This is a genomic window from Pseudomonas sp. SJZ080 (assembly GCF_007828295.1).
Lineage (GTDB): Bacteria > Pseudomonadota > Gammaproteobacteria > Pseudomonadales > Pseudomonadaceae > Aquipseudomonas > Aquipseudomonas migulae_A.
Window position 1 is genome coordinate 113,757 of record NZ_VIUK01000019.1, and the last position, 19,386, is coordinate 133,142.

The 19,386-nt window shown below is 60.0% G+C and carries 22 protein-coding genes and 2 pseudogenes; 16 read left to right on the top strand and 8 right to left on the bottom strand.

Annotated elements, in window-relative coordinates:
• The first annotated feature begins 1 nt into the window (after position 1).
• The 3 genes from FBY04_RS22640 (at position 2) to FBY04_RS22650 (ending at position 2,588) form a co-directional block, all read left to right on the top strand.
• A complete protein-coding gene (locus tag FBY04_RS22640; RefSeq protein WP_145317022.1) occupies positions 2 to 790 on the top strand; it encodes an SDR family oxidoreductase in 789 nt (262 codons plus the stop codon).
• A 23-nt stretch (positions 791 to 813) separates the two neighbouring features.
• Entirely contained in the window at positions 814 to 1,923 is a 1,110-nt protein-coding gene (locus FBY04_RS22645) for an NAD(P)/FAD-dependent oxidoreductase (protein WP_145317024.1), read from the top strand.
• Between the two features lie 71 nt (positions 1,924 to 1,994).
• Positions 1,995 to 2,588 carry a DinB family protein gene (locus FBY04_RS22650; protein ID WP_084323182.1) on the top strand — a complete coding sequence of 198 codons (594 nt, stop codon included), beginning with the start codon at positions 1,995 to 1,997 and terminating at the stop codon, positions 2,586 to 2,588.
• Here the strand turns inward: FBY04_RS22650 and FBY04_RS22655 are convergent.
• Positions 2,509 to 3,429: a LysR substrate-binding domain-containing protein gene (locus FBY04_RS22655; RefSeq protein WP_084323181.1), complete on the bottom strand. Its 921-nt coding sequence runs from the start codon at positions 3,427 to 3,429 to the stop codon at positions 2,509 to 2,511. The genes FBY04_RS22650 and FBY04_RS22655 overlap by 80 nt on opposite strands.
• 256 nt (positions 3,430 to 3,685) lie before the next feature.
• Positions 3,686 to 4,585 carry a LysR substrate-binding domain-containing protein gene (locus FBY04_RS22660; protein ID WP_084323180.1) on the bottom strand — a complete coding sequence of 300 codons (900 nt, stop codon included), beginning with the start codon at positions 4,583 to 4,585 and terminating at the stop codon, positions 3,686 to 3,688.
• 229 nt (positions 4,586 to 4,814) lie between these two features.
• Here FBY04_RS22660 and FBY04_RS22665 point away from each other — a divergent pair, with 229 nt between their 5' ends.
• The 3 genes from FBY04_RS22665 to FBY04_RS22675 are packed head-to-tail and all read left to right on the top strand — an operon-like array spanning position 4,815 to position 7,099.
• Positions 4,815 to 5,867 (top strand): aldo/keto reductase, encoded by a 1,053-nt coding sequence (locus tag FBY04_RS22665; protein ID WP_145317026.1) that lies wholly within the window; start codon positions 4,815 to 4,817, stop codon positions 5,865 to 5,867.
• Positions 5,864 to 6,661: an SDR family NAD(P)-dependent oxidoreductase gene (locus FBY04_RS22670; protein WP_145317028.1), complete on the top strand. Its 798-nt coding sequence runs from the start codon at positions 5,864 to 5,866 to the stop codon at positions 6,659 to 6,661. The genes FBY04_RS22665 and FBY04_RS22670 overlap by 4 nt, the downstream gene beginning before the upstream one ends.
• A gap of 27 nt (positions 6,662 to 6,688) precedes the next feature.
• Positions 6,689 to 7,099 carry an SRPBCC family protein gene (locus FBY04_RS22675; RefSeq protein ID WP_145317030.1) on the top strand — a complete coding sequence of 137 codons (411 nt, stop codon included), beginning with the start codon at positions 6,689 to 6,691 and terminating at the stop codon, positions 7,097 to 7,099.
• A 135-nt stretch (positions 7,100 to 7,234) separates the two neighbouring features.
• Here FBY04_RS22675 and FBY04_RS22680 read toward each other — a convergent pair whose 3' ends face one another.
• Both FBY04_RS22680 and FBY04_RS22685 read right to left on the bottom strand, forming a co-directional pair.
• Entirely contained in the window at positions 7,235 to 8,629 is a 1,395-nt protein-coding gene (locus FBY04_RS22680; RefSeq protein ID WP_084323176.1) for a HAMP domain-containing sensor histidine kinase, read from the bottom strand.
• Positions 8,607 to 9,290, bottom strand: a complete 684-nt coding sequence (locus FBY04_RS22685) for a response regulator transcription factor (RefSeq protein ID WP_017339403.1) — start codon at positions 9,288 to 9,290, stop codon at positions 8,607 to 8,609. The genes FBY04_RS22680 and FBY04_RS22685 overlap by 23 nt, the downstream gene beginning before the upstream one ends.
• Positions 9,291 to 9,463: 173 nt before the next feature.
• On the opposite strand from FBY04_RS22685, the gene FBY04_RS32825 reads away from it, so the two are divergent.
• Positions 9,464 to 9,772: a hypothetical protein gene (locus FBY04_RS32825; RefSeq protein WP_235864481.1), complete on the top strand. Its 309-nt coding sequence runs from the start codon at positions 9,464 to 9,466 to the stop codon at positions 9,770 to 9,772.
• Positions 9,773 to 9,959: 187 nt separating this feature from the next.
• Positions 9,960 to 10,892, top strand: a complete 933-nt coding sequence (locus FBY04_RS32425) for a hypothetical protein (protein ID WP_178118315.1) — start codon at positions 9,960 to 9,962, stop codon at positions 10,890 to 10,892.
• A 194-nt stretch (positions 10,893 to 11,086) separates the two neighbouring features.
• Here FBY04_RS32425 and FBY04_RS22700 read toward each other — a convergent pair whose 3' ends face one another.
• On the bottom strand, positions 11,087 to 11,698 hold the full coding sequence (locus FBY04_RS22700; RefSeq protein WP_145317032.1) for a glutathione S-transferase: 612 nt from the start codon (positions 11,696 to 11,698) through the stop codon (positions 11,087 to 11,089).
• Between the two features lie 404 nt (positions 11,699 to 12,102).
• Between FBY04_RS22700 and FBY04_RS22705 the strand changes: the two genes are divergently transcribed.
• The 3 genes from FBY04_RS22705 (at position 12,103) to FBY04_RS22725 (ending at position 15,610) form a co-directional block, all read left to right on the top strand.
• Positions 12,103 to 12,507, top strand: a complete 405-nt coding sequence (locus FBY04_RS22705) for a TraR/DksA family transcriptional regulator (RefSeq protein ID WP_007907888.1) — start codon at positions 12,103 to 12,105, stop codon at positions 12,505 to 12,507.
• A gap of 579 nt (positions 12,508 to 13,086) precedes the next feature.
• On the top strand, positions 13,087 to 14,310 hold the full coding sequence (locus FBY04_RS22710; protein ID WP_371927847.1) for a methyl-accepting chemotaxis protein: 1,224 nt from the start codon (positions 13,087 to 13,089) through the stop codon (positions 14,308 to 14,310).
• 1,096 nt (positions 14,311 to 15,406) lie between these two features.
• A complete protein-coding gene (locus tag FBY04_RS22725) occupies positions 15,407 to 15,610 on the top strand; it encodes a hypothetical protein (RefSeq protein WP_145317038.1) in 204 nt (67 codons plus the stop codon).
• On the opposite strand, the gene FBY04_RS22730 is transcribed toward FBY04_RS22725, so the two are convergent.
• The 3 genes from FBY04_RS22730 to FBY04_RS32830 form a co-directional block, all read right to left on the bottom strand.
• Positions 15,611 to 15,850: a DUF2789 domain-containing protein gene (locus FBY04_RS22730; RefSeq protein WP_084323168.1), complete on the bottom strand. Its 240-nt coding sequence runs from the start codon at positions 15,848 to 15,850 to the stop codon at positions 15,611 to 15,613.
• A 131-nt stretch (positions 15,851 to 15,981) separates the two neighbouring features.
• Positions 15,982 to 16,212, bottom strand: coding sequence for a hypothetical protein (locus FBY04_RS22735; protein WP_145317060.1), 231 nt, complete (start codon positions 16,210 to 16,212; stop codon positions 15,982 to 15,984).
• A 159-nt stretch (positions 16,213 to 16,371) separates the two neighbouring features.
• Positions 16,372 to 16,608: a hypothetical protein gene (locus FBY04_RS32830; RefSeq protein ID WP_084323167.1), complete on the bottom strand. Its 237-nt coding sequence runs from the start codon at positions 16,606 to 16,608 to the stop codon at positions 16,372 to 16,374.
• Between the two features lie 412 nt (positions 16,609 to 17,020).
• Between FBY04_RS32830 and FBY04_RS22745 the strand changes: the two genes are divergently transcribed.
• From FBY04_RS22745 to FBY04_RS32535, 5 genes and pseudogenes are all read left to right on the top strand, one after another.
• Entirely contained in the window at positions 17,021 to 17,491 is a 471-nt protein-coding gene (locus tag FBY04_RS22745) for a hypothetical protein (protein WP_084323166.1), read from the top strand.
• On the top strand, positions 17,491 to 17,694 hold the full coding sequence (locus tag FBY04_RS22750; RefSeq protein WP_084323165.1) for a hypothetical protein: 204 nt from the start codon (positions 17,491 to 17,493) through the stop codon (positions 17,692 to 17,694). Before FBY04_RS22745 ends, FBY04_RS22750 begins: the two co-directional genes overlap by 1 nt.
• A gap of 116 nt (positions 17,695 to 17,810) precedes the next feature.
• Positions 17,811 to 18,824, top strand: a complete 1,014-nt coding sequence (locus FBY04_RS22755) for an ABC transporter substrate-binding protein (protein WP_145317040.1) — start codon at positions 17,811 to 17,813, stop codon at positions 18,822 to 18,824.
• 100 nt (positions 18,825 to 18,924) lie between these two features.
• A pseudogene (locus FBY04_RS32835) lies at positions 18,925 to 19,029 on the top strand (ABC transporter substrate-binding protein); the annotation flags it as partial.
• Between the two features lie 122 nt (positions 19,030 to 19,151).
• Positions 19,152 to 19,256, top strand: a pseudogene (locus tag FBY04_RS32535) (ABC transporter substrate-binding protein); the annotation flags it as partial.
• Positions 19,257 to 19,386 lie beyond the last annotated feature (130 nt).

A 19,386-nucleotide genomic window follows, 5' to 3' on the forward strand; every position in this document is an offset into this window, starting at 1 on the left:
CATGGAATTGGGAATATCGGGGCGCTGGGCGATTGTCTGCGCCGCCAGCAAGGGTTTGGGGCTGGCCTGTGCGCGAGCCTTGGCGAAGGAGGGCGTGAACCTGGTGATCAACGCCCGTGGCGATGAAACGTTGCAAGCCGCCGCCACAGAATTGCGTGGCCTGGCGCCGACCATCGAAGTGCGCACGGTGGCCGGCGACATCAGCGAGCCAGCGGTGCGCGAACAAGTATTGGCGGCCTGCCCGCAAGTGGACATCCTGATCAATAACGCCGGTGGCCCGCCGCCGGGTGATTTCCGCGACTGGCAGCGCGAAGACTGGTTGAAGGCGCTGGATGCCAACATACTCACGCCCATCGAGCTGATCAAGGCCTGCGTCGATGGCATGGCCGAGCGCGGTTTCGGACGCGTCGTCAACATCACCTCCGGCGCGGTGAAGGCGCCGATCGATGTACTCGGACTTTCCAACGGCGCCCGCAGCGGCTTGACCGGTTTCATTGCCGGGCTAGCGCGTCAGTCGAGGCTGGCGGGGAACAACGTCACGATCAACAATCTGCTGCCCGGCCCGTTCGAGACCGAGCGTTTACACAAAACCTTGAGTGCCGCCGCCGAGGCCAATGGCGCCAGCGTCGAGCAAATCAGCGAGCAGCGGCGCAAACACGTGCCGGCCCAACGCTTTGGCCAGCCCGATGAGTTCGGCGCCTATTGCGCCTTTATCTGCAGCGCCCACGCGGGTTTCCTGACAGGGCAAAATCTGTTGCTCGACGGCGGCAGTTATCCCGGTACGTTTTGATCGTTAAAAGGAGCGCAGGGCAGGTGAGCGTCGATATCGAATGCGTAGTGGTCGGGGCCGGCGTGATCGGGCTGGCGGTGGCCAGAGCGTTGGCCCGCAGCGGGCGCGAAGTGATTCTGGTCGAAGCCGGCGAGGGCATTGGCGTGGGCATCAGTTCGCGCAATTCGGAAGTGATCCACGCCGGCATCTATTACCCGAGCGGCAGCCTCAAGGCGCAATTATGCGTGGAGGGCAAACAGCGTCTTTATGCCTTTTGTGATGAGCGTGGCGTCGGTTATCAGCGACTGGGCAAGCTCATCGTCGCCACTGATGATGACCAGCGCGGTGCGTTGCAGAAGTTGCTGGAGCAGGGCGCACGCAACGGTGTCGATGACTTGCAATGGCTGGATGCCCATCAGGCCCGGGAGCTCGAACCGGCGCTGTCTTGCGTCGCCGCGCTCTGGTCGCCTTCCACCGCAATTGTCGATTCCCATGCCCTGATGCTGGCGCTTCAGGGGGACGCCGAGGCCGCCGGAGCGTCGATGGTGTTTCACACGCCACTGATATCGGCCCGATGCGGCGAACAGGGTTTCCAATTGCACATGGGCGGCGACCAGCCTATGATCTTGAGCTGCCGTGAGTTGATCAATTGCGCCGGGTTGTCCGCACCGCAGGTGGCGAGCCGTATTGAAGGTTTGGCGTCGCTGCACGTTCCAACGCCTCGTTTGTGCAAGGGCAGCTATTTCAGTTTCAGCGGCCGCGCGCCGTTCCGGCATCTGGTTTATCCGGCGCCGGAAAGTGCCGGGCTGGGGGTGCACATGACCCTCGATCTGGGCGGTCAGGCGCGTTTCGGACCGGATGTGGAGTGGGTCGATCACATCGATTACCGCGTCGATCCGCGCCGTGCCGAGGGTTTCTACGAGGCCATCCGGCGTTACTGGCCTGCCTTGCCCGATGCCAGCCTGCAACCGGCCTACAGCGGCATCCGCCCGAAAATCAACGCCCCGACAGAACCCGCTGCCGACTTCATTGTCAGCGGCCCGGACGCCCATGGCGTGCCAGGACTGGTCAATCTGTTCGGCATCGAATCACCGGGGCTGACCAGTTGCCTGGCGCTGGCCGAGCGGGTAACTCAGACACTGGGCGACCGATGATCAGCGTTTGAGCTGCCTCGCGTGATGAGGGCTATGCTTTGCAGTGCGCCCATCACAATGGGAGACCTGCGATGATCAACGTACGCACAGCCCGCATGTTGGCCGATTACAAACGCTGGGCCAATCAGCGCCTCTTCGATAGCCTGGCCGATTTGCCGCCGGGCGAGGTCAACAAAGCGCGGGTCTCGGTGTTCAAGAACATGATCGGCACCCTGAACCACATCTACGTGGTGGACTGCATCTGGCAGGCTCACCTCGAAGGCCGGGGACACGGCTTCAAGACTTCACACGATCTGCTGCATCCCGACCTCGCTGACCTGCGCATGGCGCAAAAGGACATCGATCATTGGTACTGCAACTGGAGCGACCGGCAAACCGAGGCGTCGCTGGATAAACCCGTGGAGTTCAGGTTCGTCTCTGGCGAAAGCGGCACCATGAGCGCCGGCGCGATGCTGCTGCACGTGGTCAATCACGCCAGTTATCACCGCGGCTGGGTGATCCAGATGTACTTCGATATTCCGGCCATGCCGCCGATGACGGACCTGCCGATTTTCCTGCGCGAGACTGACCCGGGCTTCAACGCGGTCAATGCCCCGGCAGTGGCGCCGACATGTGTTGGGCAATTCGCGAGCGCAACCAACGTTCTGCCGGATCGTTATCGTTGACCCCGTTCCACACCATCGACAGCTCGGACAGGTTGATGTCAAACGGCGCGTCGTCGGCCCGCAACTGGCTGCTGCCTTCGATCAGCGCACACGCGGCGTAATCCGGCACCGTGGCGAGCATGTCGGTGCCGGCCAGCAGAGCGCGCAGCCCGGCGAACTGCGGCACCGCCAGCACCACGCGGCGTGAGCGGCCTATGCGCGCCAGATCGTTGTCGATAGCGCCGGTCAGGTCCCCGGAAAACGACACCAGCGCATGCGGCCGTTCGCAGTAATCATCCAGCGTCAGGACGCCGGGACGGTTGTCGCCGCGCAGGATCTTCACGCTCAGGTCCCGCAGTTTCTTGCGCTTGGCGTTGGCCGGCAGTTCCGTGGTGTAGCTGATCCCGACGGAAATCTCGCCGCTGGCGAGCATCGACGACATCAGCAGGAAATTCACCCGACGCACGACCACCACCACGTTCTGCGCCTCTTCGCGGATTTGCTTGAGCAGCGGCGGAAACAGGCCGAACTCGGCGTCATCCGACAGACCGATGCGGAACACGTCGCGGCTGGTGGCCGGGTCGAAATCCTTGGCCCGGCTGACCGCGCCGGAAATGGTGTCCATCGCGGGCTGCAATTCCTTGAGAATCTGCAGCGCGCGCTGGGTCGGCTCCAGTACGCGACCGTTACGCACCAGCAGCGGGTCATCGAACAGATCACGCAACTTGGCCAGTGAAGCGCTGACGGCGGGCTGGCCGAGGAACAGCTTTTCCCCGGCCCGTGTCAGGTTCTTTTCGAACATCAGGGTTTCGAAAATCACCAACAGGTTCATGTCCACGCGGCGCAGGTCGTTGCGGTTCATGGCGGGGCTACTCGCTAGAATTCCGGGTCTTTCCAGTAAAGCACCAAACCCTTGGGACAGGAGGATTCACTGTGGCGAGGGGCCGCAGGTGCCCGATCGGGTCGAGTCGATTCAATGCCCGGTCTGCCGCCTGTTCAAAGGCGCTGCAGCACTCATGGAGTAACGCGCAGCGCTTTTAAACATGACGAATTTGACCACGATCCAATGTGGGAGCGGGCTGCATTGACCGACGGGCATCGGGATCATCCGCCCTGTCTTATGTGGCCGCCCCCGGCTCGGTCAACACCTTCCTGAACGTCTCCACCAACGGCCGCAAATTGATCCGGTGCCACGCCGCCCACAACGGCGTGGTGAACGCAATCCACGGCACTTCCCGCAGCACCACGCCCGGTGGTGCATTTCGGCTCAGGCCTTTCTGAATCATCGCGATCCCCAACCCCGACGCCACCAGACCCAACGCGGTGAAGGGTTCGGTGGCTTCCATGCGGATGTCAGGGGTGAAACCGGCGCGGATGCAGGCGCTGACGAAGTCTTCGCGGCTGGCGCAGTTCTGTCGGTGTTGCACGCCGATCCATTCCTGGTCGGCCAGATCTGCCGGGCTCAGCGTCGCTTGGCGGGCGAGGGGATGGTGCTCGGGCAGCGCCAGCAGCATCGGGTCGTCGAGCACCTGAAAACCCAGCAAGTCCGGATCGTCGGCGACGGGCGGTTCGCTGACCAACGCGATATCGAGGCTACGCTGACGCAAGCCTTCGAGTTGTTCGGCGGAACTCAGGTTATACAGCGCGACATGCACGTTCGGTCGGTCCACCCGCAACACCCGCAAGGCATTCGGCAGGACGCCGGCGTGCATGGCGTTTTCGATGTAGCCGATGCACAAACCGCCTTCTTCGCCACGACCGAGGCGTTTGCCGAGGGACTCCAGGCGATTGGCGTGGGTCAGCAGGGCGCGGGTTTCGGCGAGAAAGGTCTGGCCGTCGCGGGTCAGGCGAATGCGCTGCTGGCTGCGTTCAAACAGGGTCAGGCCCAGGCGTTCCTCAAGCTGGGCGATCTGCCGGCTCAGGGGCGACTGGGAAATGTGCAGGCGTTCGGCGGCGCGACCGACGTGTTCTTCTTCGGCGACGGCAACGAAGTAGCGCAATTGGCGAATGTCGATCATGTAAGACCTATAGGGACTCAAGTGCTGCGCATTATGTCTTGGGCGGTCCGATCCTCGCAATCTAGGATCTGCCCAACGGTAACGCAAACACCGCGCTCTGTAGGAGCCGGCTTGCTGGCGAAGGCTTCCATGTCACGACAAATGGCTACTGACCCGCCGCTTTCATCGGTGCGCCGCCCGCAGCAAGCCGGCTCCTACAGGTTTACGAGACATTTGAGAGGATTGAATCATGAGCTTGAAAGACAAACTGCCCGGCACGCTGGGTTTCGGAACCGCGCCATTGGGCAACATGTTCCGCGCCATCCCGGAAGAAGAAGCGATGGCCACCGTGCACGCTGCCTGGGATGCCGGCGTGCGTTATTTCGATACCGCGCCGTTTTACGGTTCGGGTCTGTCGGAGATTCGCCTCGGCGCCGCACTGGCCCGGTACAACCGTGACGACTACGTACTGAGCAGCAAGGTCGGTCGGGTGATTCTCGATGAAGTCGAAGACGCCGCTGCCCGTGATCTGGGCGAGAAGAGCGGTGTGTTCGAACACGGGCGCCCGAACAAGATCGTCAATGACTACAGCGCTGACGCGACGATGCGTTCCATCGAAGACAGCCTCAAGCGCCTGCAAACCGATCGCCTGGACATCGTCTGGGTGCATGACATCGCGCAGGATTTCTACGGCGATCAATGGCTGGAATACTTCAACCAGGCCCGCACCGGTGCGTTCAAGGTACTGACCCGTTTGCGTGAAGAAGGCGTCATCAAGGGCTGGGGCCTGGGCGTGAACAAGGTCGAGCCGTGCGAGTTGACCCTTGATCTGACCGAAGCCCAACCGGACGGTTTTCTGCTGGCGGGGCGCTACACGCTGCTCGACCATGACCGTGCCCTGCAACGCCTGATGGACGCCGCGCTGGCGCAGAACGTCGAAATCGTGGTCGGTGGCCCTTACAGCTCAGGCATTCTGGCCGGCGGCGCGCACTTCGAATACCAGAAGGCCAGCCCGGCGATCATCCATAAAGTCGAGCAGATCAAACGCATCGCGGCTGCTCACGGTGTCGACATCAAGGCCGCTGCGTTGCAGTTCTCCCTGGCAAATCCGGCCGTCGCGGCGGTGATTCCGGGGGCCAGCCGTCCGGACCGGATCGCTGAAGATGTCGCGGCGCTGTCGGCGGTGATTCCTGCTGCGTTCTGGCAAGCCATGCGCGAGGCTAATCTGGTTTCTGAACGAGCGCCGTTGCCAGGTCAAAAGATCGCAACCATCGGCAGCTCCTACAAAGGCGGTGCACTATGAAAATCGATTTGAGCGGAAAACTCGCCATCGTCAGCGGTAGCACCGCCGGCATTGGCCTGGGCATCAGCAAGGCACTGGCGGAGTCCGGCGCCACGGTGGTGGTGATCGGCCGCGAGACGGCCAAGGTCGAGCAAGCGCTGGCGAGTATTCGCCAGAGCGTGCCGGGTGCGCAATTGCGTGGCCTGACCGCAGACCTCGGCACCGCCGAAGGCGCCGAGCAATTGTTCGCCGCCGAGCCGCGCGCGGACATCCTGGTCAACAACCTCGGGATCTTCAACGAGGTGGATTTCTTCGACACGCCGGACAGCGAGTGGACGCGTTTCTACGAGGTCAACGTGATCTCCGGTGTGCGCCTGTCACGGCATTACGTACCGGACATGGTCAAGCAGGGCTGGGGGCGGGTGATCTTCCTGTCCTCGGAATCCGGGATCCCGATTCCGGCTGACATGCTCAACTATGGCGTGACCAAAAGCGCTAACCTCGCCGTATCCCATGGCCTGGCCAAGCGGCTGGCGGGCACTGGCGTGACGGTCAACGCGATCCTGCCCGGCCCGACGTTGACCGATGGTCTTGAGCAGATGCTCAAGGACGCCACGGCCGAATCGGGGCGCAGTGTTCGGGAAGAAGCCGACGCCTTCGTGCGCAAGGCCCGGCCGACATCGATCATCCAGCGCGTGGCGAATGTCGAGGAAGTCGCCAACCTGGTGGCTTACATCGCTTCGCCGCTGTCGTCGGCCACAACCGGCGCAGCCCTTCGAGTCGACGGCGGTGTCGTCGACAGCATGGCAATCTGAATTTTTTTGATTGAGTGAGAGGATTACATGGCAACTGCATCAGCATTTATCGACATCCCGGCTTCGGCCGAGCAGGTCTGGCAATTTATCGGCGGCTTCAATTCGCTGCCGGACTGGCTGCCGTTCATTCCCAAAAGCGAGCTGAGCGAAGGCGGGCGTGTGCGCAGTCTGCAAACGGCGGATGGCGCGGTGGTGGTTGAGCGGCTGGAGGCGTTTGATAACGCCGGGAAGACATACAGCTACTCGATTTTGCAGGCGCCGTTCCCGGCGACTGATTACCTGGCGACGATTCGCGTTGAAGCGCAGGGTGAGAGGGCGCGGGTGACCTGGTCGGGTCGGTTTGCGCCGGTGGGTGTGAGTGAGGAGGAAGTGACGGCGCTGTTTGGCGGCATCTACCAGGGTGGACTTGAAGCCCTTCGAGCCAACTACCCGGCCTGACAAACACCACAAATCCAATGTGGGAGCGGGCTTGCTCGCGATAGCGGTGTGTCAGTCACTGTTTTGTTGGCTGCTACACCGCCTTCGCGAGCAAGCCCGCTCCCACATTTGATCTTCTTCGTGCCTGAGATCGCGCTAGGTCTGGGGTATCAGGCTCTGCCGGCAGTCGAGCACTAGTTTTGCGCCGCCCAACTCACTGGTATCCACTTCAAGCGTAAACCCGTGCAGGCTGACGATCGCCGCCACGATCGACAGCCCCAACCCGAATCCGCTTTGCTGATTGCCACCTTCGGCGCGATAGAAGCGTTGGAACACGGCTTCGCGTTCGGCCGCAGGAATGCCCGGTCCGGAGTCGAGGACTTCGATCCGCGTATGCCCACCCTCATTGACCCCACGCAAAATCACCTCGCCGCCGGGCGGTGTGAATTTGATCGAATTGCTCAACAGGTTCGCCACGGCTTCGAACAACAGCGCCCGATCGCCATTCAGCGCAGGCAATGATTCGGGTAACTGCAGCTTGAAAGCCAACTGGTCTTCCTCCGCCAGCGGCAGATAAAAGTCGTGCAGTTCCTGCAGCAACGGCACCGGGTCGAGTTGCACAAAACCGGAGCGTCGCTGCCGGTCTTCCAGCTCGGAAATCCGCAGCAAACCGCGAAAGCGCGCCATCAGGGTGTCCGCTTCACTCAACACTGAATCCAGTTGCGCGGCTTCCTGGGAGCCTTCGCCCGCCTGTTGCTGCATGCGATACAACTGCGCCCGCAAGCGGGTCAGCGGCGTGCGCAAGTCGTGGGCAATGTTGTCGCACACACCCTTGACCTCGTTCATCAAACGTTCGATGCGTTCGAGCATGGCGTTGACGATGGCGGCGAGCATGTCCAGTTCGTCGCGGCGATTGGACAGCGGCAAACGCCGGGTCAGATCCCCGGCCACAATCGCCTCGGCACTGGCCTGAATCCCGCGAATGCGCCGCAGCGGTCGACGGCGCAACAGATGCCATCCGACGATGCCCGGCAAAATGGTCAGGGTCACGCCCCAGAGCAGCGCGTGGAGGATGATCCGGGTCACGGCGAACAGCGAGCCGTTGTCGCGCACCAGTATCAGCCAGCGACCATCACGCGTCTGGGTCGCCACCGCATCGCAACTGTCGCTGGGCAGGGTCGGGTCGTCGGATTCGGCGCAGTCGCTGAGCATGTGAATCCTGCCGTCCAGCGGCAGGCCTGCAGGTATGTGCCGCAGGGCACCGTTGAGGTAGCGATGCTCGGCATCGAACAGGCCGTAGGCGTCGATGCCGCGAATGTCGAAGGTCATGCTGACGGCGAGGGCGTCCACCAGTTGTTCGCCGGAAAAGCGCGAGAACAGATGCTGACGTTGCATCAGCGAATGCTTGGCCAGGTTGTCCAGGTACGCGGACACCTCGTAATACATGACCCCCATGAGAATTCCGCTCCAGAGCACGAACAGCGAACTGTAGAGCGCCAGCAAGCGGCTGCTGGAAGAACGCCAGCCTTTAGAGGGGTTCGGCAATGACATAACCCGAGCCTCGCACGGTCCGAATCAGGGGGACATTGCCGGGCGGGTCGATCTTCTTGCGCAGTCGACCGATGTGCACGTCGATCAGGTTGGTGCCAGGGTCGAAGTGATAGCCCCAGACCTCTTCGAAAATCATCATCCGCGACAGAATCTGCCCGGTGTTGCGCATCAGGAATTCCAGCAACTTGTACTCGGTGGGCAACAGCGTCAGCAGCTGACCGTCGCGGCTGGCTTCGTGGCTGATCAGGTTGAGCTCCAGGTCCGCGACCCGTAGCGTAGTGGCCTGTGCGGTCACGGTGTTCTGCCGGCGCAGCAGCACTTCGACCCGCGCAGCCATTTCATCGGTGGCAAAGGGTTTGGTCAGGTAATCGTCCCCGCCGGCGCGCAAACCGCGCACGCGCTCATCAACATCGGAGAGGGCGCTGATCATCAGGATCGGCGTCGACACGCCCATGGTCCGCAGCGTCGTGACAATCGCCAGGCCATCGAGCTCGGGCAGCATACGGTCGAGGGTGATCAGGTCGTAGTTGCCGCTGACCGCGCGCTCAAGCCCTTCGCGGCCATTGTCGACCCAATCCACGTCGAGGCCGTGGCTGCTCAGTTCGGCGACGATTTCCCGGGCGGTCACGGCGTCGTCTTCGATGGTCAAGATGCGGGTCATAGGGCGGACCTGATAGTCAGTTCAAGGCAAGTGTGTGGGCATTCTGCCAAGAATTGCCGCCGACTTTTTAAATTAACTTTCATGTGGGGCATGAGGCGTCCGGATCATTGATATCATATAGCCATAATTTGAAAGGGAACTGGACCGTGCGCACTTGGATTCGCCGTGGCGGGATGCCGATTATTGTACTGTTGCTGTGCGTCATTAGCGGGAGCGCCTGGGCGGGTAACACGCCGTGTTCGGGAAAGAAGGGCGGTATCGATCGATGTGATGGCGACCTGTTCCTTTGTAATGACGGCTCTATCAGCGCGTCGAAGAAGAGTTGTTCGGCTATTTATGGCGACTCAAACCAGGCGCGTCCACAAACCTTGATGAAGAGCGCCGATGGCTGCACGTGCGGCTCGGGTTCGTTTTGTACGGGGCCACGAGGCGGGGTGTATTGCCTGACGCCAAGCGGTAACAAGAGCTACCGACGCAAGTGATAATTGCGCAATGCAGAAAACCCGCCGTGTTGGGCTGTTCCTTGCAAATTGCATGGAAATAAGAAGTTCAAACTTTATAAGTCATTGAAATAACACTATTTATTTAAAGTCGGCGACTGGCACGGTGACTGCAATTCCTCTTGTGACGAGTTGTAACAACATCTTTCCTGCCTGGAGCGACATAACAATGAATAGATCCTCTGATGGTTTCTATCCTGCCGCAGAAGAGTCAAGCACGCTGTCGGGCGTTTCCTGGGGTGCGATTTTCGCCGGGGCCGCTGCTGCGGCGGCGCTGTCGTTGATCCTGGTACTGCTCGGTTTTGGTCTGGGTTTTTCGGCGGTGTCCCCATGGGCCAACGAAGGCGTCAGTGCCAAGGGCTTGGGCATTTCAACGATTATCTGGCTGGCCGCCACGCAAATTGTCGCTTCGGGGCTCGGTGGTTACATCGCCGGTCGCCTGCGGGTGAAGTGGGCGTATATGCATGGCGATGAAGTCTACTTCCGCGACACGGCCCATGGTTTCCTCGCCTGGTGCGTGGCGACGCTGGTGACCGCGACGCTGGTCGTCGGCTCGGTCAGCAGCATCGTCAGCGGCGGTGTGCAGGCCGGTGCAAATGTGGTCGGTGGCGCTGCAAGTGCCGCGACTCAAGCGGCCGGAACTGCCGCCGGCAATACCAGCAGCGACCAGTACGGTTATTTCGTCGACAGTCTGTTCCGCGATGATCGCCCGGCTGCCATCAGTGATGATGCTGCCCGCGGCACGGTGACCCGCATCTTCGTGCGCTCCCTGAGCAACGACGGTCAACTGGCCGCCGAAGACCGCACGTATCTGGCGCAACTGGTGGCGCAACGGACCAACCTCACGCAAGCGGACGCCGAGCGTCGTGTCGATGAAGTCTATGCTCGCACCCAAAAAGCCGTTGCTGACGCGAAACTGGCCGCTCAACAAGCTGCCGACACGGCTGCCAAAGTCGCGGCATGGACGTCGCTGTGGATGTTCATCGCGCTGCTGATCGGTGCGTTCTTCGCCAGCTTCGCCGCTACATTCGGCGGTCGTCGTCGGGATGCCGTGGTGTATCTGGAATCCGACGCTTATGTGACCACTGTGCCTGTTCGCTAACCCTGGAGAATCACCATGCGCTCATTACTGCTGTTCTTTCTCGGTGTACCAATCCCGATCATCATCCTGATCGCCCTGTTTATGCACTGATTCACTGCCGCTTCTGCCTCGGGTAGAAGCGGCTTTTAGTTTGGGGGAACTGACTGTCGGATTGATGTTGAATGTGACGGCCAGACCAGACACAAAAAATCCAACTACTCGATCGGCGTACTCACAAAATCATCAAGCCCCTCGGCATACGCGGTGTATGCGCTGATCCGTGGAAAGTGCTGATCACTCACCTGATCCGGCACCACCAGATTGGTGAAGCTCCAGGCCACCGCCAGCGTGATGCCATCCTGTTTGATCGAACCGTCAGTCTTCAGCGGTTGCAATTCCAACTCCTGCTCCAACGCCGAATACGCCGCCGCCAATTGCCCTTCGACCCGTTCCACCCACGGCTCGAATTGGATTTCTGCGGGTCGCAGGTTGCGTTCGTAATAAAGCTGCACAGACTTCTCGCACGCTGCCAGCGCCAGGCCGATCAAGCGTAACGAACGCAGGCGCTGATCCAGCTCGCCGGGCATCAGGCTTTTACCCGGCGCCGCCAGCGCCTCCAGGTAATCGATGATCAATGTCGAGTCGATCAACACCTCGCCGTCATCGAGCACCAGTGTCGGCGCCTTGACCACCGGGTTGATTTGCTGGAACTGCTCGAAGTGCCGAAACACCGAAACCGATTGGTGGTCGAGGTCGATGCCCAGGCGTTTGGCAGTAATGGCGACCCGTCGCACATAAGGCGAATCCAGCATGCCGATCAGTTTCATTGCACCGCTCCTTCAGATGGTCGTTTCGGGATGGATAACCTTAGCCGAGGTTCCACGTGCTGCAAACGTGTTGCACCGACGGCTCATCAACCTGCAAATGCGGCCGATAACCCGTTCTGTCGCAGCCGTTTGTCTTCTATATACAGCCGCTCGATTGAATTTCTTGCTATAAACGCACTCCGATAACCACCGCAAAGGTTGCCATAGAGCACTTTCAGGGCTTTGTCGGACAAATTCGCTGACTTTTCAGTTGCTGGGGCCTCAAGTCGGCCTTAGACTGCCGCCCCTCGTAAATTGAGTGCCGGGTGGCGCTTGGAATAAACGGCGCCGTTCCGATGGCCAGACCAGGTCCGCCGGAACGCTCCCTAATTCGCCTTAATGCACGTTTTTTTATAGAGATATCAATGACAAAGGACAAGTTGCTGGCCATGCCGGCGGATGACTATATGAATGCCGAGCAACATGCTTTTTTCTCTGAGCTGTTGCAGAACATGAAAGTCGAAACCCATGAGCGCATCGAGCAGAACCGCATCGCCATCGAGAGCCTGGACACCCCGGCCGATCCGGCTGACGCGGCGTCTGTCGAAGAAGAGCGCACCTGGCTGGTGAACGCTATCGATCGCGACCAGCGCATGCTGCCTCAGTTGGAACAGGCGCTGGAACGCATCAAGGAAGACAGCTTCGGCTGGTGCGACGACAGCGGCGAGGCCATTGGCCTGAAACGCCTGCTGATCAGCCCGACCACCAAGTACTGCATCGAAGCTCAAGAGCGTCACGAACAGATCGACAAGCACCAGCGTCAGGCCTGATTTCGTAGCGCCCCGCATCGCGGGCAAGCCTCGTTCCTGAAGGAGCAAGGCTGGCCCGCGATGCTTTTTTTCGTCTGTGAAAAACCTTAGGCGCTTCTATTGATCTGCTGCAACGCCCACTACTAATGGACCATGGATAATGGCCCTGTAGTGGCGTTAAATGCGCAGACAACAATTAGAAGTACGTGGGGTGAAGATATGACGCGGGACGGATCTCTGGTCGGGGCAGTGCCTGCCCCCGTGCTTTTGCCGAAAAACCCTTGGCTGACGCCCACACTGCAAAGCATCGCCCTGATGCTCTTGCTGTGCGGCATGGCGCTGGGCGGCTGGTCGCTTTACCTCGGCCTGCCGCTGGCCGTGCTGATTGTCTGGTTACCTCGCCTGCGTTCCCGAGCCATCCCCGAAGAATCATCCGCAGACAGCACCGGTGCCATCGCCGAGCTGACTCGAGATCTTTCCTACACCACCAGTCACAACGCTCTGTCAGCCGCTGGTGTGGCCTATTCGGTCAAGCAGCTGGCGGACAAGCTGCAATCACAACTCGGTGCCGCGGCACAGATTGTCAGTAACGCTGAAGTGATGATCGCCACGGAACAGGCGACTTCGACACTCAGTCGCGCTGCCCTCGGTGCCGCCAGCGAAGCTCACCAGAGCAGCGCAGCAGGGCGCACGGAGCTGATCGAATCCATCAGTCGCATGCACCAGCTCAGTCAGCGCGCCAACAATAGCCGTGAGCTGATCGAAGCCCTGAGCCTGCGCAGCGACGATATCCAGCGGGTCACGTTGGTGATCCAGTCCATCGCCAGTCAGACCAACCTGCTGGCGTTGAACGCGGCCATCGAAGCGGCGCGAGCCGGGGAGCATGGACGCGGGTTTGCGGTGGTCGCCGATGAAGTTCGCGGCCTGGCCGCACGCACGGCGACGGCGACCGGAGAAGTCGGCGAGATGGTGGCCGATATCCAGCAACGCACCGCGCAGGTGGTGGAGCAGATTCGCCAGTTGTCCAGCGACCTCGACATCGGCGTGAAGCAGGTCGAGCACACCGGTCAGCACCTGGAAAACATTGCGCGCCTGGCGGCTGGCGTGGAAAGTCAGGTCGGCGAAATTGCCAAGGGCGCCGAGACCAATCGCGAGCAGCTGGACAGTCTGTTTCACGCCATCGAGCAGATGCGCAGCGACCTGGCGATCAGCGATCAACAGACCCAGCGCCTGGCGCAAGCCGCTGTGCAGATGGAAGGGCAGGCCGAAACCATCAGTGAGCGTCTTGCCGAAGTCGGGCTGGATGACTATCACCAGCGGATTTATGACCTGGCCCGTGAAGGCGCGAGTCAGATTGCGGCGCGTTTCGAAGCGGATATCAACCAGGGCCTTATCAGTCTTGATGACTTGTTCGATCGCAATTACCAGACCATCCCCAATACGAGCCCGGCCAAGTTTCAGACGCGTTTCGACCGTTACACCGATCAGGTTTTGCCGGCGATTCAGGAGCCGCTGTTGCCGCTTCATGAAGGCCTGGTATTCGCCATCGCCTGTACGCAGCAGGGTTATGTGCCGACCCACAACAAGGTTTTCAGTCAGCCGCTGACGGGGGATGTGCAGGTCGATACGTTGCAGAATCGCACCAAACGCAAATTTTCCGACCGCACCGGTATTCGTTGTGGCAGTCATCAGCAGGCTGTTCTGTTGCAGACCTATACGCGGGATACCGGGGAACTGATGCATGATCTTTCGGTGCCGATCATGATTAAGGGGCGGCATTGGGGTGGGTTGCGTTTGGGGTATAAGCCGGAAAGTCCTCGTTGAGTTGATGGGCTTTTGGGGTGGGGGACATATCCGTTTCTGTGGTAACGGCGGCTATGGGTTCCGCTCTTACAGCGGGTTACTTGGAAAAGCGCCAAGTAACCAAGCGCTTTTGCCCCTTTCGTTCGGTGGCTCGCTTAGGCTCGCCATGCCCTCCTTCCGGTCCTGCTCCGTGGGCCCGCCGCCATCGGCCATCCATGGCCGGGGGCGGCTAACCCGGCATCCATGCCGGGTTGCCCACTGCGCAGAACCTCCACTCGGCCTCACGAGGGGGCGATCACCGCCACAGCACCGCGAGGCGGCCTGCGGGCCGACCTGGGCTTCAAGCGGGCGCGCTTCGCTGACTTGATCGTTCTCATCACTCTGGAAGCAACCCCGATGAATGTGGGAGCGGCGGTGCGACGATTCGACTTGCTCGCGATGAGGCCGTGTCAGTCGACATCAATGTTGAATGCCAGTCTGCATTCGCGAGCAAGTCGAATCGTCGCACCGCCGCTCCCACAGGGGATTTTTGGTGGGCATGAGATTGGTGTTCACCGCCGATGACCTTGACGGAAAACAGGTCGGCTATCAGGCCGCCTCGCTTTGGCTATTGATCTGGCTTTTGATCTTGATCTGCCCCGTCGGAAGGCCGAGCGCAGGTTCTGCGCAGTGGGCAACCCGGCATGGATGCCGGGTTAGCCGCCCCCGGCCATGGATGGCCGATGGCGGCGGGCCCACGGAGCAGGACCGGAGCGAGGGAATGGCGAGCCTTAGCGAGCCACCGTACGTCAGGGGCGAGAGCGTTTGGTTACTTGGCGCTTTTCCAAGTAACCCGCCGTAAGGGCGGAACCATTACCCGCCGTTACCGCAGCAACGGATATGTACACCCTCAAAAAACAAGCCGCCTGACGCTCAGCCATCGCTAGCAAGCCAGCTCATACAGGGGGCCGGAAATATCCGCGGGATTGTGCAGCCACCCATTTTCATAAGAGGAATACACCGGGGCATTGTTGCGATTCTGGCAACTGATCTGTGCAGCGCAGTCGCTGTTTCCACGCCGATGAACTCATTACCCTGCCTACATGGTTAGGTAGCTAATGAAGTTCGAGAGGTCAGCATGCAAAGCAAAGTCGATGTCGCGGTGATGATTGGCAGCGCTGTACCCGCCAGCTTGCGTGCGGTGGGGCAGAGCGTCTGTTGGGTCGTATTGCTGAACGGCGAGCGCCGGGGGACGGTATTCTCCAGCCGCGATGAAGCGCAAGAGTGCAAGGCTGCCTGGTTGGAGCAATTAAATGCCGAAGCCCCCGACAGCCTGCATTGACTAGTGAACCTGATGCATACGCAGGTTCAGGTCATCGACCACCCGCGCCCAATCAGCGTCTTCACGCAACTGCTCTTTCAGGAAGCCCGCTTGTTGCGGTGTCCAGAATTCGGCATCGATGAGCTTTTTATCGTCGGCCAGCGGGGAATGGCTGGCGATGAAATCGTCGATTGCCTTTTCGCTGGAATCCAGGCCGAGCTGGTCGAACAAACCTTTCAAATCGTGTGTAGGTGAATCCATCTTCATCTCCTTGCTGGTCGCGCGGGTGCGAGATCTGAGGTGCGGCTGCATTGCATCTGAGGGGGCCGCACTTCAGGAGTTCGATAGCGATGTTCGAAAGCAGGAATGAGCATAGACTGCGAACCGGCTGATCAGGCTTTCAATGCGCCTTCATCGACGGCGAGCTTCAGGGCCTTTGCGGCTTCCTGAGCGGCGACGGCGGCGACGTCCGAAGTTTTGAACCAGCGATCCTTCTCGACCTGGTGATACGTCACTGTGGTCAGCGGCGGTTTGGCGCGCATGATAATGACGGCCTGGAATTCTCCTTCGACTTCTCTGGCTTCGCCCCGGATAAAAAATTCACCGATATCAAATTCCGTCACGTAGCAGCCTTCCCTTGGAAATATTCTGTTGTGTTGAACGCCGTCCGGCTTGGGAACGGGTTTCATTGGTTCGGCAGTATGGCAGTAGTTGCCTGCCGACGGCTGAGTTAACTCGTCGGCATGACGAAACGTCTATAGGAGAGGAGCGAGGCAGAATGTTCAGCACCGTGACTCGAGTGCGCGGGCAAGCGCGCACGCTTCGTTATGGTTGCTGCGGAAACCTCTTACATGGCCCGTGGAAATTTCCTTGATGTGGAAGAAGGCATTGCCGGCCAATATCACCTGGAAGCGCGGCATGGCAGGCTCCGCAGGGGCAAACACAGTGTGCGAAAACATCGCCGGAGGCAGCATCGATGGATGGTTTGTGTGAGGAACGAAGTGTGTCAGGGTGCACATATGAAGTCCTTTTCATGGTTTTGCCGACGTGTGTACGTCGTTTTGGGTAGTCTCGATGAGCATCGCTGCTCTAGAATCACCGTCACGGGTTGGCGATTGATGTTCATCTAAAGCAATTTTTTGCGGGCGATATGTCGGAAAAGTGCTTTTTTTGCAGCGTTTTTTCCCTAAGGTTGGTAATCCTGTTTTTCTGGCGCTCAGAAGGGCGTTTTCCTTCAACTTCTGACGAACGCCAGGCAAGACGACGCGAGTGACATTCCAGTAGTCTTCTCACGCCTCGCGATGGATGAGCACTCTGCTCGTTTCCGGATTCGACCCAGGCCCTTTGGCTACACCTTCGGCATTGCCGCTTTTTTCTGCTGTGCGCTGTCTGTCAGCGTGCAGCATCATTTTCAGATGTGGGGATGTTTCCTTGGCAGTAAGTAATCTCGATATGCATGCTTTGTTCGTGTTGGGTGATTTGCGCGCAAAGCTGGTTAAACAGTTCCAGTCACGTTTTGTTTACATCACCGAACAGAACGCTGAAGGCATTTACATTGCCGAACTCGACACCGAATCAGCGCTGGTGGTGGACGACAAGCCGGGCCTGAAACTCAAGGTTGGCGATCATTTCAGCGCATCGGTATTGCCCAGCCGTGAAGGCGGCAAACTGGACATCAAGTTCCGCGAAATCAAACTGACGGTGTACGGCCTCGGCGATTACGCGTTCGTGACCACGGCCGACGGCCACGGGATCGTGTTCAAGGAAGGTCACAACGTGGTGATGGTGTTTGCCGCTCACCAACAGTTGCAGGAAGGCCTGACCAAAACCCTGAAAGCCGTGACGGCCAAGGCAGCCAAGTGGCGCAAGGGTGAACTGGTGACGTTCAAGGCCAGCGAGTAATGACCCTGAACCGCGCCGATTTCCACGAACGGAACCAGGCCAGCGCTCGAGACGAAGCCAGGCGGCTGTTTGACCAGAAGGCGGTTCTGCAGGGTGCATGGCTGGGGTGGGTGGCTTCGCAGATCTACACATTGCGTCCGGCAGAGTACGCCAGCATGGTACGAAGAGAGCTGGCACGTTTGCAGGAAACGTCTGAAAAATAATCCTCCCCCCTCGAAAGCAGGAACCTCTACTACAGTCAGTTGACTGAGTATTTTGAGGCTTGCGGTCTTTATCAGGCCATCCTGCTATTGCTGTGAACAGCACGAGGTGCATAAGCATGAACGGATTTCGACGGTTGCTGACTGCTGTCCTGGTCGCTTTCGGTTTGTCGGTTTCGCCCGTGCCGGGTTTCGCCGCCCAGACGCCGATCCACTTCGCCGACCTGAACTGGGAAAGCGGCAGCCTGATCACCGACATCCTGCGGATCATCGTCGAGAAGGGCTATGGGCTACCGACCGATACCTTGCCGGGGACGACCATCACGCTGGAGACTGCCTTGGCCAACAATGACATTCAGGTCATTGGCGAAGAATGGGCCGGTCGCAGCCCGGTCTGGGTCAAGGCCGAGGCCGAAGGCAAGGTCGTCAGCCTCGGCGATACGGTGAAGGGCGCCACCGAAGGCTGGTGGGTGCCTGAGTACGTGGTCAAGGGCGATCCGGCCAAAGGCCTCAAACCGCTGGCGCCGGACCTGCGCAGCGTCAGCGACCTGCCGAAATACAAGGGGGTGTTCAGCGATCCGGAATCCCCGGGCAAGGGGCGTTTCCTCAACAGCCCGATCGGCTGGACGTCGGAGGTGGTCAACAAGCAGAAGCTCAAGGCCTATGGCCTGGACGACAGCTATGTGAATTTCCGCAGCGGCTCCGGGGCGGCACTGGATGCGGAAATCAGTTCGTCTATTCGTCGTGGCAAGCCGGTTCTTTTCTATTACTGGTCGCCGACACCCTTGCTCGGGCGTTTCAAACTGGTTCAGTTGGAAGAACCGCCGTTCGACGCCGAAGCCTGGAAAACCCTGACCGACGCCGACAATCCGAACCCGAAACCGACTCGCTCATTGCCTTCGAAGCTGTCGATTGGCGTGTCCACACCGTTCCAGAAACAGTACCCGCAGATTGCCGAATTCTTTACCAAAGTCGATTTCCCCATCGACCCGTTGAACAAGGCACTGGCTGAAATGAGCGAGAAACATACCCCGCCACGGCAGGCGGCGGAGGCGTTCATGAAGGCGCACCCGGAGGTGTGGCAGGCGTGGGTGCCGAAGGACGTGGCAGATAAAGTCTCCGCCGGACTGTAGGCGCCGGCTTACGCGGTGATTCAGACACACTGCGCAACGGCTATCGCCAGCAAGCCGGCTCCTACAAGGCATCGTGCATTAAACCGGGTGTGCACAGCCAGCTGAAATGAGCGACAAACATACCCCGCCACGGCAGGCGGCGGAGGCGTTCATGAAGGCGCACCCGGAGGTGTGGCAGGCTTGGGTGCCGAAGGACGTGGCGGACTGTAGGAGCCGGCTTGCTGGCGAAACGGGCTACGCGGTGATTCAGACACACTGCGCAACGGCTATCGCCAGCAAGCCGGCTCCTACAAGGCATCGCGCATTAAAACCGGGTGTGCACAGCCAGCTGAAATGAGCGAGAAACATACCCCGCCACGGCAGGCGGCGGAGGCGTTCATGAAGGCGCACCCGGAGGTGTGGCAGGTGTGGGTGCCGAAGGACGTGGCAGACTGTAGGAGCCGGCTTGCTGGCGAAACGGGCTACGCGGTGATTCAGACACACTGCGCAACGGCTATCGCCAGCAAGCCGGCTCCTACAAGGCATCGCGCATTAAAACCGGGTGTGCACAGCCAGCTGAAAA